The sequence below is a fragment of the Bernardetia aquimarina genome, from assembly GCF_042180575.1.
GTDB lineage: Bacteria > Bacteroidota > Bacteroidia > Cytophagales > Bernardetiaceae > Bernardetia.
In genome coordinates this window covers 637,816-650,414 of the sequence record NZ_CP170094.1, presented here as the reverse complement: position 1 = coordinate 650,414, position 12,599 = coordinate 637,816, and the positions used below count along the sequence as shown (strand labels likewise).

At 30.1% G+C, this 12,599-nt stretch carries 13 protein-coding genes; 6 read left to right on the top strand and 7 right to left on the bottom strand.

Features of this window, described 5'->3' with window-relative positions; genetic code table 11:
- Positions 1-164 precede the first annotated feature (164 nt).
- From ACE193_RS02640 to ACE193_RS02630, 3 genes are read right to left on the bottom strand one after another with little or no spacing between them, the layout of a single operon-like run.
- On the bottom strand, positions 165-962 hold the full coding sequence (locus tag ACE193_RS02640) for a hypothetical protein (RefSeq protein WP_375561472.1): 798 nt from the start codon (positions 960-962) through the stop codon (positions 165-167).
- A gap of 5 nt (positions 963-967) precedes the next feature.
- Positions 968-1,807, bottom strand: coding sequence for a hypothetical protein (locus ACE193_RS02635; protein ID WP_375561471.1), 840 nt, complete (start codon positions 1,805-1,807; stop codon positions 968-970).
- Between the two features lie 5 nt (positions 1,808-1,812).
- Positions 1,813-2,634 carry a hypothetical protein gene (locus ACE193_RS02630; RefSeq protein WP_375561470.1) on the bottom strand — a complete coding sequence of 274 codons (822 nt, stop codon included), beginning with the start codon at positions 2,632-2,634 and terminating at the stop codon, positions 1,813-1,815.
- 229 nt (positions 2,635-2,863) lie between these two features.
- Here ACE193_RS02630 and ACE193_RS02625 point away from each other — a divergent pair, with 229 nt between their 5' ends.
- The 4 genes from ACE193_RS02625 (at position 2,864) to ACE193_RS02610 (ending at position 6,889) form a co-directional block, all read left to right on the top strand.
- Positions 2,864-3,967 carry an imelysin family protein gene (locus ACE193_RS02625; protein WP_375561469.1) on the top strand — a complete coding sequence of 368 codons (1,104 nt, stop codon included), beginning with the start codon at positions 2,864-2,866 and terminating at the stop codon, positions 3,965-3,967.
- 178 nt (positions 3,968-4,145) lie between these two features.
- Positions 4,146-4,922, top strand: coding sequence for a lysophospholipid acyltransferase family protein (locus ACE193_RS02620; protein ID WP_375561468.1), 777 nt, complete (start codon positions 4,146-4,148; stop codon positions 4,920-4,922).
- Positions 4,923-5,236: 314 nt separating this feature from the next.
- On the top strand, positions 5,237-5,494 hold the full coding sequence (locus tag ACE193_RS02615; protein WP_375561467.1) for a GlsB/YeaQ/YmgE family stress response membrane protein: 258 nt from the start codon (positions 5,237-5,239) through the stop codon (positions 5,492-5,494).
- A gap of 219 nt (positions 5,495-5,713) precedes the next feature.
- Positions 5,714-6,889, top strand: coding sequence for a metallophosphoesterase (locus ACE193_RS02610; protein WP_375561466.1), 1,176 nt, complete (start codon positions 5,714-5,716; stop codon positions 6,887-6,889).
- A gap of 137 nt (positions 6,890-7,026) precedes the next feature.
- Here ACE193_RS02610 and ACE193_RS02605 read toward each other — a convergent pair whose 3' ends face one another.
- Together ACE193_RS02605 and ACE193_RS02600 are read right to left on the bottom strand one after the other, a co-directional pair.
- Complete coding sequence (locus tag ACE193_RS02605; protein WP_375561465.1) at positions 7,027-7,407, bottom strand: CoA-binding protein; 381 nt, start codon at positions 7,405-7,407, stop codon at positions 7,027-7,029.
- A 98-nt stretch (positions 7,408-7,505) separates the two neighbouring features.
- Positions 7,506-8,438 carry a DUF697 domain-containing protein gene (locus tag ACE193_RS02600; RefSeq protein ID WP_375561464.1) on the bottom strand — a complete coding sequence of 311 codons (933 nt, stop codon included), beginning with the start codon at positions 8,436-8,438 and terminating at the stop codon, positions 7,506-7,508.
- 316 nt (positions 8,439-8,754) lie between these two features.
- Between ACE193_RS02600 and ACE193_RS02595 the strand changes: the two genes are divergently transcribed.
- The gene (locus ACE193_RS02595) at positions 8,755-8,964 is read left to right on the top strand and encodes a hypothetical protein (protein WP_375561463.1); all 210 of its coding nucleotides are present in this window, start codon (positions 8,755-8,757) and stop codon (positions 8,962-8,964) included.
- A gap of 161 nt (positions 8,965-9,125) precedes the next feature.
- Here the strand turns inward: ACE193_RS02595 and ACE193_RS02590 are convergent, their stop codons facing one another.
- Together ACE193_RS02590 and ACE193_RS02585 are read right to left on the bottom strand one after the other, a co-directional pair.
- Positions 9,126-10,517, bottom strand: a complete 1,392-nt coding sequence (locus tag ACE193_RS02590) for a tetratricopeptide repeat protein (protein ID WP_375561462.1) — start codon at positions 10,515-10,517, stop codon at positions 9,126-9,128.
- 10 nt (positions 10,518-10,527) lie between these two features.
- Positions 10,528-11,109, bottom strand: coding sequence for a pyridoxal 5'-phosphate synthase (locus ACE193_RS02585; RefSeq protein WP_375561461.1), 582 nt, complete (start codon positions 11,107-11,109; stop codon positions 10,528-10,530).
- A 129-nt stretch (positions 11,110-11,238) separates the two neighbouring features.
- Between ACE193_RS02585 and ACE193_RS02580 the strand changes: the two genes are divergently transcribed.
- Entirely contained in the window at positions 11,239-12,561 is a 1,323-nt protein-coding gene (locus ACE193_RS02580; protein ID WP_375561460.1) for a DEAD/DEAH box helicase, read from the top strand.
- Positions 12,562-12,599 lie beyond the last annotated feature (38 nt).

Below are 12,599 nucleotides of genomic sequence, written 5' to 3'. Positions count from 1 at the left end.
TTCAGAAGTTTTAGATAGTTTAGTTCTTTAACTGTACTGACACTTCTGAAAGTGTCTGACAGTTTGTTTTATTGATAAAACTTGTCATCAAAAATATTTTTAAAATATCGCCAAACTTATGTTACACTGTATTTAAATATGTAATATAAATATATCTTCTATTATTACCTTCTACGCTTTCCTATTTCTATTTTCCCATCACTTTTTGTTTGAATGTTTATCATAGTTGCTCTTTCAACATAACTTTCACTATAAAAAAATACGGCTTTAAAATGAGATATTTTTTCTAATCCGTTTAGAAAAACAGCTGTTTTTTTATAGCTTTTAGTAGGCAAACTTTTCTTCAAAAATTTCCCATTCTCAAAATAAATTAATAAACAAGGTGTGTCTAATACATAATCATGATTCATTTCTCGCTGATATTTGATTTGTCTTATATCATTCCACGAAAAACTATCTTTTCCTATTTCAATTCGATTTCTGAAAATACGGATATTATTTTTAGTGTTTCCTACTAATTCTTTGAATGACTCTGTTGATGTAAGTAGGGCAGATAGAATACTTAACAGTCCTGTTATCCATAATGAAACTGTAAATGCCGATTTTATATCGAAGGCATTAGATGTACTCAAACCAAAAAAAGGGATTAAAAAAGAAAAAATACAAGTAGCCACTACAATATTAAAATTTATTCCTTGATTCCTTAATTCAGTAATCATTTCTTTACTTCTATTTTTAATAGTAAGTGTAGAAGGCAAAGCAGGCACAGAACCAAGCGTTTGATTTTGCTCACAATGACTTTCATTCATATAAATCCAACTATCCTCTAAAAAGCAAGATTTACAAACAGCACAAAAAACAACCTTGTCATTTTCTTTGACAGTATCGCCTGTAATAGGGTCAGTTCTGCCGATGATATGAGAGTGAGTTGAGGAGTTTAGTATGTGGGAATGGTAGGACATTTTCTTTAAAATTGGTTAGGATAGGCAGAATCAGCTAATAATCTAAATGGCTCTCCTACGGTGATATTTCCTTTGGTGTGTGCTTTTATTTTTTTAATAATTATATATTCTTGTGATTGCTCGCTGTACAAATATACTTCTGTAAAGTTTGATATTTTGGCTAATCCTTTCAAAAATAACTCTATTGTAGCATAATCTTTTGTAGGAAGGTTTTTGATTTGTCTTGTTTCATCATGGAAGTAAATAAATAAAGTTGGGATTTTAGATGTTGTTGGATAATTTCCATTAGGTATAACCTCCATTTCTCGTTGAAACTTAACTTGTTTTATATCTTTCCAATAAAATATTTCTTTTCCTATTTCTAGTTTGTTTTGAAAAACACGCATATCCTGTTTGTTAAATCCTATAATTTTTCTGAATAAATTTGTCGAAAGTAAAAAGCCTGATGTAAAACCTACAAAGGCAGAACCTAAAAACATTACCATTCCAATCTCTAATGTTGCTTTTTGACCGTCATAATAAAATCCAAAGCTAAGTAAAGAAATTAAAGTAAATAGAAGCCCTAATATGAGTGTATTAACTCTTTTTTGTAGCTCAACTATTAGCTCTTCTGTTATTTTTCTAGCAACAATTTTAGAAGACAAAGCAGGAACAGTTTCAAGCGTTTGATTTTGCTCACAATGACTTTCATTCATATAAATCCAACTATCCTCTAAAAAGCAAGATTGACAATTTGCACAAAAAACAACCTTGTCATTTTCTTTGACAGTATCGCCTGTAATAGGGTCAGTCCTGCCAATGATATGAGAATGAGTTGAATTTAATTTGTGGGAATGGTAAGACATTTTTTTTAAAATTGATGAGGATAATCAGAGTCAGTTAATAATCTAGTAGGTTCTTTTATGAGGAGATGTCCCTTTGTGTTTTTCTTGATTTTTTTGCTGTTTTCATATTCCTGTGGATGTTCAGTATAAAAAACTACCTCTGTATAATTTGATATTTTTGCTAGTCCCTTTAAGAATAAATCTATACTTATATAATCTTTTGTAGGAAGAATTCTGACTTGTTTTGTTCCATCTTTGAGGTAAATAGATAAAGTTGGAGTTTTGGATAAATAACGTGTAGTATAATCTCCCATTTTTCTTTCAAACTGTATTTGCTTTATGTCTTTCCAGTAAAAAAAAACTCTTTCTATGTCTAATTTATCTTCAAAAAGATATATATCTTTCTCTCCTCTTTTTATTTGTTTGGGTTTTCCGATAAAAAAAGCTAATGAAAAACCTAAAATAATGGATAATAAGAGAGAAATTGAAAAATTATCTGAAAGTTCTTCAAAAAGTTGGGTGAGGGGAAGAGTTAAAAGTAAACCATTTAGTATAAAAGAATTTGAATTTTTTGTAAAATTTTTATCATCATTCAAAACAGCCAAAAGTTCCTCACCTTGTCTTTTTACAACAAGTGTAGAGGGCAAAGCAGGAACAGCATCAAGTGTTTGATTTTGTTCACAATGCTGCTCATTCATATATTTCCAACTCTCTTCTAAAAAGCAAGATTTACAAACAGCACAAAAAACAATCCTATCATTTTCTTTGACAGCATCACCTGTAATTGAGTCGGTTCTTCCAATGATATGAGAATGAGTTGAATTTAATATGTGGGAATTATAGGGCATTTTTTAAAATTGAAAACAGATTTGCAAAATAAAGGCGTAGAGTGTACTTTTGTCGAAAATTAAAACCTTATTTAAAATTAGTCTAAACAAAAATAGCGATTATTTAATTTCTATTTTAATACTAATCAGAATTAAGATAATTCTATCATATACGCAAAAACAGCCTTTTAAGTTGTTTGCTTTTTAATGATTTTTAAAACTCATACTATCTATATATACAACTAAATCTATGAAAAATATTTTTTTTAAATTTTACGTTCTTTTTTTTACAACTCTTTCTTTTTTCGGACTTTCTGCGTGTGGAAGTGATACAGAAACCAAAAAAACAGAATTTGATAGAAAAGAATTATTAGAAAATATAGCTACAAATTTGATTATTCCGTCCTATCAAAACTTAGAAAGTAATACAAATTTACTTGTAGAAGCAACTCAAAATTTTACTCAAAACCCATCCGTTTCTACCTTAGAAGCTGCTCAAACTGCTTGGAAATCAGCTTATTTATCTTTTCAAGATGCCAACGTTTATAATTTTGGTGCAGCACAAGGAACACTCGGTTCTCTTGTAGAAAATGTAGGAACTTTTCCTGTCAGTGAAACCAAAATTGAAAATTATATCAGTGCTGGAAACTCTTCATTAACTAATTTTGATAGAGATTCAAGAGGTTTTTTGGGTGCAGAATATTTGCTTTTTGATAAAGAAAATAAAACAAATGTAGTAGAAAAATATACAGACCCAAATAGAAAAGAATATTTGCTTGCCGTAGTTCAAAATATTCAAACAGAAGTAAAAAAAGTAAATGATTCTTGGGCAAATGGTTACAAAGAAACATTCACAAATAACACAGGAACAGACGCAGGAAGTGGTGTTTCTATTTTATTTAATGAGTGGAATAAGAGTTTTGAGAGTATCAAAAATTTTAAATTAGGTTTGCCTTTAGGAAGACGAGCAGGACAAACGCAAGCTGACCCAACATTGGTAGAAGCCTATTATAGCAAAGAATCTATTTTGTTTTTGAAAGCTCATTTTGAGAATATCGAACGTATTTGGTATGGAAAATCATTAAACGGACAAGATGGAATCGGTTTTGAAGAATATTTGATGTCAGTAGAAGGTGGAGAAGCAATCGTTTTGGAAACCAAAGCACAGTTAGAGGAAGTCAAAAAAGTAATCAACCTTTTACCAAATGAAGATTTACAAACTCAAATTAGCTCAAATCCAACAGCTATAAATAACGTTCTGACAGAAATACAAAAACTAACTCGTTTTTTCAAAAGTGAAATGATTTCCCTTTTAGGAATTACAATTACGTATGATAGTGGTGATGGAGATTAAAAAAATATAAAAATACCCCAACAATCGCATAGCCTCCTTAATGGGTATATTGAAACGCTATTTCAAAAACTTGAAATAGCGTTTTTTCATTTCAAAAAGTGTGTTTTTTCAAGAAAAAATAAGCAACTTTGTATCAAAAACTACTAAAACAGACAATCAGAAAACCAATTATCATAAAATGAATATCTTCCACAAACTTATTTCTTGGATTACAACACCTATTTTTATTGTTGTTTTTTATCTTACGCTCTGTATTTTTCACGTTTTGCAAGTTATTTCTCTAAATCTTTGGGGCTATAAAGGACACAAAAAAAGTGTAGATTATATGGTTTTTTGGCTTATGCAAGGGTTATATACATTAGGCGCAAGACTGCCAAATATGAAACAACCCAATCTTCCAACTGACCGACCTATCATTATTGTTTCGAATCATCAGAGTATTTATGATGTTCCTGCTATTCTTTGGACATTCAGAAAGTACCATCCAAAATTTGTGAGTAAAAAAGAATTAGAGTATGGAACGCCTGCTATTTCGTATAATCTGCGTCATGGAGGTTCTGTTTTGATTGATAGAAAAGATAGAAAACAAGCACTAACAGCCATGACACAATTTTCAAAATATATAGAAGAAAATAATTATGCAGGTTGTATTTTTCCTGAAGGAACTCGTTCTAAAGATGGAGAAATGCTAGATTTTAAACCTGCAGGAATGCTGATGATGTTTAAAAGCATGGCAAAAAATCCTCCTATTATTGTTCCTGTGGTAATCGATAATTTTTGGCAAATGCAACGCTATAAATTTAAGCCAATTCCGTTTGGGATTAATTTTTTCTTGAAAGTATTAGAACCTATTGATATGAAAATTTGGCTAGAAGAAGGGAATAGCTCTACATCACTTATTGCCGAAACAGAAAAAAGAATTAAAGCAACTTTAGAAGAAGCTAGAAATAAATAAACATCAATTAAAATGGGAGAAAGAACTTTAAGTGTATTTTGACGTACTATCAGTAAAATAGAAGAAATTTAACTACAAACGGTCTGTTCTACGAGACTGACCTGTACTGCAATTATTAAAAATCTAGTAGTATGATATCAAACATCACAAATCTTATTGATATTTTAGCCTAGTGAAACTAACAAAATATGCAGAGTGAAATTTTTTTTGCTTAAAAAAGCATTTGAAATAACCTCAATAGATTTTCTTACGTTTAAAAAACAATTATATCTTCAATCTAACGATTTATTTTTTTTACTTTAATATTTTAAATCATGGGAATTTTTTGGTCAATTATTATTGGAATTTTGGCTGGCTTTATTGCTGGTAAAGTGATGCGTGGAAAAGGATTAGGTCTAATTGTCAATCTAATTGTGGGTATTATTGGAGCTTCTATTGGAGGTTGGATTTTTACCAAACTGAATATCATGGTAGAGGCTAGTTTTCTAGGAAATCTTATTACTTCAACAGTAGGAGCGATTGTTTTGCTTTTTGTTATTGGTATTTTTACTGGTGGAAATAAAAGGAAATAGTCTTTTATAGAATATTTTGATATATCTCAATAAAAAATGGTTCGTGGTAGATGATTTTTCATTTGTTACGAATCATTTTTTATTGTTATTTAGATTGAGATAAGGTCATTTTTGTTAGAAGTAGAACAATAAAAAAGAATATTATTTTGAGCAGATACTTCCTTTACAAAAAACAATATTACTCCAAGAAAACTATTTTAAATATTGAACTTCTATAAAATGCTACTTCTATCTAGTTTCTTATCTCGTTTTTTTATTTTTTGTTTTTTCTGTTTAGCTATTTTGTCTTGTAAAAGTGTTTCTAAAGTTGAACCTATTCCTAATTTTTCTATTGATTATGATAAAAATGAAATTGACAAAACCATTTTTTTATTAGGTGATGCAGGAAATAGCGATTCACTAACCCCTATTTTTTTATCTTTAAAGAAAGAACTTTCTCAAAATCCTTCTTCCACGCTTATTTTTTTGGGAGATAATATTTATCCGTATGGTTTAATTCCAAAAGAAGAAATAAAAGAAGATTCAAAATTACTTTTAGAAAGATTAGAAGCAGAAAAACACATTGATTCACAACTCAAAATTGTAGAAAATCATAAAAAAGAAAATATCATTTTTGTAGCAGGAAATCACGATTGGGGAAAAGGTAAAAAACAAACTTTTGTGGTAGAAGAACAAAATTACATTACCAAACAAGGTTATAATTACCTTCCAAAAAATGGATGTAGTACTCCAACACTTCTCAACTTGTCGGATAGTATTGTTTTGATTTGTTTAGATACACAGTACTTGATTCAAAAAAAGAAATCTTCTGATTGTGAACTGGAAACAAATGAAGAAATTTATGCTCATTTGGATAGTCTGATTACAGCAAATAGAACCAAAAAAGTAATCGTTGCAGCACATCACTTGTTAGAAAGTGAAAGTTCGCATGGAGGGAAATTTTCCTTACGTTCTCATCTTTTTCCTTTGGTAGATTTTAAGAAAAAATTATATATTCCTTTGCCTATTTTGGGAACTGTTTATGTTTTGATGCGAAAAATGGGTTTTTCAGAACAAGATATTTCAAACCCTCGTTATCAAGGTTTAAAGAAAAATTTGTCTTCTATTTTTGAGAAACACCCTAATTTAGTTTATGTTTCTGGACACGAACATACATTACAATATCACAAATTTAATCTTTATACAAAAGGTGAAAATGTCCATATTTGGCGACAAATAAATAGTGGTGCTGGTTCGAAAAAAACTTTTGTGAAACGAAATTATAAAAGAGATAAAAAAGTTTCTTTTGCTTACTCTAATTATGGTTTTGCTCGCTTGGATTATCTGAAAAATGGAACTATAATCGTTTATTATTACAATCAAAAGGGAGAAGTTTTGTATTCTGACAAATGGTGAAATTAATTACGAATTAAAAATTATGAACTGAAAGCCAGTATAGCTATTTAAAAATTGTATAAATGGTAATAAAAAAATGGCTCAAACATAAATGCCTAAACCAATTTTATAATAGCCTAAAACTACTTCTGTCTTTTTTAATATTGTCCAGAACCTAGCATTACCAATGTACAAGCGATTTCCACTTCAATTCCTTGTTCTCTAGCCATTTTCATGAGCTCAGGGTTTTCTGTTCCAGGATTGAAGATTATTCGTTTTGGTTTCGTTTTTAGAATATAATCATACCATTCAGGTTGATTTTTCAAACCTACATAAAGTGTGATGGTATCAATATCATTATGAATAGTTAAGTCATTATTTTGAGTTTTATGTTCTATTTGACTTCCAAAAACTTCACCTTGTTTTATCCCAACTGGTACAATTTCGTGATTTTTATTTGTAAGTCGTTCGGCTGCTAAATAAGCATAACGAGTAGGATTTGGAGTTGCTCCAAGAATAAGCGTTTTTTTGCTTTGCATAATAAATCTATAAGTTTAAAAAATGAGTTGAATTGATTTTTTGATTAAAAATATACCTTTAAAATCAATTCAACCTATGTTTTGTTTAAAAAGTCTGATTATAACTTTTCCATCAATTTTCCTTTCAAACGCTGAAATTCTTCTTCTGTCAAGATTCCTTTATCTCTCAAACTTGCTAATTGTCTAAGTTCTGCAAGAGCATTGGCTGACTCTTTTGCAGATTGATATGAAGATGGATTTGCTGCATTTGTTTTATTCGTTGCACTATCTGGAGGTGTATTTTCTGTTTTTGGAGCTTTTTGGGCAGAATGTTTATTTGGATTGGCTTGATGAGGAGGTTCTTCAGTAAAAGTAGAACTCGTTTTTGTGTTTTGATTAGCATTTTGATTTGTTGATGGATTGGTAGTAGTTGTATTTTTTTGAAATTTTTCATCCACCACTTCTTCAAAATCCATTACTTCTTCAAAATCAAAATCTTTCTCATTTTCTTTTTTTACTTCCTCACCTGAAAACTCTGCATAAGCAGCCTTTGCACGTTTTTCTACTTCATCTTTCATTTGTTTGGCAAAATCTCGTCCTTTGATAAGTTGCTCATCATAAAAACCTTTTACAGCTTCTGTATCAAAGTTTTCTAAGTCGCCTCCTTCTCTAAAGTGTTTGGCAAATGTTTTTCCTGCTGCGTAAGTTGAAGCTCCTGACAAAACTGCCATTCCGACACCACCAGCAATACTTCCCCATCCTGGAATGAGTTTGAGAGCTTGCGCTCCTAGTTTTGATAATACTCCACCCGAAAGTGTTCCGAGCCAAGATTCTATATTTGCATTATTTGGTTTTACATCATTTATTTCTGCCAATCTTCTGACCATATCAGCTTGTATGACCGTTACGGCAATCATATCAGCCAAAGGAATCGGAATAAGTGAAGCTGCCATTGCCCAAATAACAGAGTTTTCGATGACTTTATCAGCACGCTCATTGTCATCATCAAGACGCATTTTGTCTTTTAATTTATAGAGAAGATAGTCCCACATAGGTAATTTATTGGTTTAATTTTTTTTGTTTATAATAACTACTTGGTTATACACAGTACGTAAAAATAATATGTATAGTTTTCGGTATAGCTTTTATTAACGCTAAAATACTCAAATAGTTAATCATTTTCGCTTGTTAATTATTTAGCAATCTAATTAGTATTTTATTCATTTAAAATTTATTCAAATATAATATCTATTATTTTCTTATTAAAATACAAAATTGCATCTTGCATTCATAAAGTTAGAAAATCAGATGGTTTTTATCTCATTTTTATATTTCATTCAATTATCTATTTTAAACGACAATTTGATTATGAACAGAGAAAATTTTGAAGAATTATTAGAACAAGCCTCTTATTTTTTTCAGTCGTGCAAACACGATGTAGTATATTCTGCACCAGATGGTAAATTTTATCGTGAAAAAGATTTATACAGAATAGAAACCAAATTTGGTGCAGCCAGTCTTATCAAAATCCATAGACACGAAACGCTCTCTTATATAGAAGAAACAATTTATTTTTAAAGTGAAAATTCGTAAAAAATAAATGGAATAAGAATGAATGATGTTTTTATTAATTCATTTTTTTTGAGGTCTTTTTCTAAGACCTTTTTTTATTTTGGTGAATCAGAATTGTTATATAAATGACTGTATTCGTTTCAAGAAAATAATCAAGATTAAAGTGTTTACTTTTCTAGTTTCTTCAAATACTGAATTGCTTCTGGCTCATCTTTATCAATAGCTAGTTGTAAATACTTCATTCCTTCTTCTTTTTTATCTTGATTTAATAAGAAAAGACCATAATTAAATTCTAATAACTCTACTGGATAATAACTAGCTTCTTCAAAAGCAAGTTTAAAATATTCTTCTGCTTTTTCACTTTTTCCTTTTGCAGTATAATACAAAGCTACATTCATATTATGATGTCCCAAATCATTGTTTTCTGTGGCTATTGCTGCTTCAAGATACTGTTTTGATTTTTCTAGTTGTCCTAACTTAACATAAACATACGCCAAATTATCGTTTGCAATACCAAAGTTAGGTTCTAATTCAAGAGCTTTTTCAAAATTGATTATACTTTCTTCTAAGTCTCCATTCCGAATTTGAGAGTATCCAATACTATTAAGAATTGCCGTTTGTACAACAGAACTATTGGTTAGTGTTAGGGCTTCCTTTGCAAGAGAAATAGAAAAATCAAATTTATTTTTATCGTATTCTTGATATGATTTTTCAATCAAACGCATAGCTTTTAGTTCTGCTGGATTGAGTAATGAAGAAGGATATTTTTCTAAAAACTGCATTGCCTTTTCAAATTGAAGTTTTATAGTTGGGTGTACCGTTTCCTTCCACTCAAAATTTTCTTCTTCTACCAAACCACAGTAAAGAGCCAACGAGTAGGTCATTACTTCCTTTGGCATCGGCGAAACATAGCTCCATTTTGTCTCCCACATACCATCTGTTGAGTAGCCACCACTAATAATACTCTGACAAAAAATTACTCCAAAACCAAAGTAAATCCCTGTTAAATAGATAAATAACTCTGAAAACAAATCATCTTGTTGCTCAATGCCCGAATTATCTTCTATCAAACGTATTCTGATAAACTCTTTTATAAGGCTAAGTAAAAGACCATTTGGTCGTTTAGTAAGCTCATTCGGAATGCAAATAACATAACCATCTTCTGTAATCATCGTTTCAGAGCTATTGATGTTCTCTGCTGAATAAGGGATTCCATAAGCATCTGAAATATCTTTTTCCAAAACAAAATCAATTTTATTAGCGTCTAATTCTAATAAAGTTGATAAGTCTTCTATAAGATTTGGAACAGTTAGTTTTTCAGCACTAAATGATTTTGGAAAGAAATTTTTATCGAACAAAACTTGTGCATTTTCTTTTTTAGGAAGTCCGTAAGTCTCAATAAATGCTTTAAAACTCATTTCTACCCATTCTTTATCTGTTTGTGTAATGACTGGAAATTTGCCCTCTTTATTTTTATGAAAATCTACTTTTTGATTCTCTTTTTTGCTAGATTCTTGTTTTTTTGATGTATTGCCAAATTCAAATCCGAATAGTTTCATTTTGTCTGTTTTAAGGTTGAAGTTGTTTTAAAGTCCACTTATTATTTTCCATTACGTATAGTCTTCTATCATGAAAACGTGTCTTTCTAAATTCCATAAATTCTATTCTGATTGGTTCAATGGAATAACCACCCCAATTTTTCGGCATTTCAATTTTGGGATTTGTTAAAGTCATTTTAATAATTTCTTTTTCAAGAGCCTTAATATCATCCGTTTCTCTTCCCTGTTGGCAAATTAAAGATACAATTTGAGAATCTAAATCTCTTTCATAAAAATACTTTTGAGCTAATTCTTTATCTATTTTGGTTGCAATTCCTTGTATTCTGACTTGTCTTTGAGTTTCTGTCCACCAAAAAGTCAGAGCAACTTTATTAGTATTTTCTATTTCTAGTCCTTTCCTAGAATCAAATGAAGTAGTTATGATAAAACTGTCCTTCACTATTTCTTTAAGAGAAACAAACCGTGCATTTGGAAAACCATCCAAGCCGATGGTAGATAGACAAACTGCTGTAGGAACACTTGTTTTTGAGTATTTTTCCTCTTCACTCAACCACTTTTTGAAAAGTTTTATGGGGGCTTTTATAGGATTCATTGGGTTTTTTTAGGCAAAATATCAATCTATTTATTCGTAAATTTGCATCTTCTATCTTAAAGGTAGTTTCATTTCTCAAAAAATACAAAATTTTAAAACTTCTTATTCATTTCTCAATTCATAATTGTTATGTCAAATTCTATCAAAAATCAAAAAGCCATTTTATCAAAATTAGGAATTAAGAAACTCAATGAAATGCAAGAAGAAGCAAAACTTGCCATTCATTCTTCTGATGAAGTTATTTTGCTTTCTCCAACAGGAACAGGAAAAACACTTGCTTTTTTACTTCCCATCATTGAAAATTTAGATAAAAATACAGAAGAAATACAAGCTCTAATTGTTGTTCCTTCAAGAGAACTTGCCATCCAAATAGAACAAGTAATGCGTGAAATGGGAACAGGTTTTAAAGTAAATGCTGTTTACGGAGGGCGTGCAGGCTCAAAAGACAGACTAGAAATCAAGCACCGACCAGCCGTTTTGGTAGGTACAATGGGGCGAGTGGCAGACCATTTGAGAAGAGAAGCCTTTGAAACAAAATTTATCAAAACATTAGTTTTAGATGAGTTTGATAAATCATTAGAAATAGGATTTGAAGGTGAAATGAAAGAGGTTTTGAATCTTTTACCACAGGTCAATAAAAAGATATTAACTTCTGCCACACAAGGTGTAGAAATTCCAAGTTTTGTAGGGTTAAAGAAGCCTCTTACGATTGATTATTTAGATGGAAATCAGAAGAGTAATAAATTACAACTCAAATTAGTTGCTTCTCCCAGCAAAGATAAATTAGATACACTTTTAGAACTTTTGGCACATATTGGAAATGAAAATGGAATTGTTTTTTGTAATTATAAAGATTCTATTGAAAGAATAAGTAATTTTTTATCAGAAAATAATATCTCTTATGGTACTTTTTTTGGTGGAATGGAACAGGTAGAACGAGAACGAGCGTTGATAAAATTTAGAAATGGCACGTATAAAATTTTATTAGCAACCGATTTGGCAGCACGAGGAATTGACGTTCCAGAACTAAATTTTATTATTCATTACCATTTGCCTCAAAGAAAAGAAGAGTTTACGCACCGAAACGGAAGAACGGCTCGTATGAACAGCAAAGGAACAGCTTATATTTTATCTTCACAGGAAGAAAATTTGCCTGATTTTATTGACGAATTGAACTTAAACACAGAAAATCTTACAGAAAAACAGCTTCCTAATTCTTCTAAATGGATAACTTTATTTATTTCTGGAGGAAGAAAAGATAAAATTTCGAAAGGTGATATTGCAGGGTTATTTTTCAAACAAGGAAATATCGAAAAAGAGCAGTTAGGAATTATCGAACTAAAAAATGATTGTGCATTCGTTTCTGTAAAAAAAGAAATTCTAAAAGAACTTTTACCAAAAGTAAATAATGTAAAATTGAAGAAGAAAAAAGTTAGAGTTTCGGTAATTTAGATAATATTTTGCCATCCCAATTAAACTCAATAAATTTC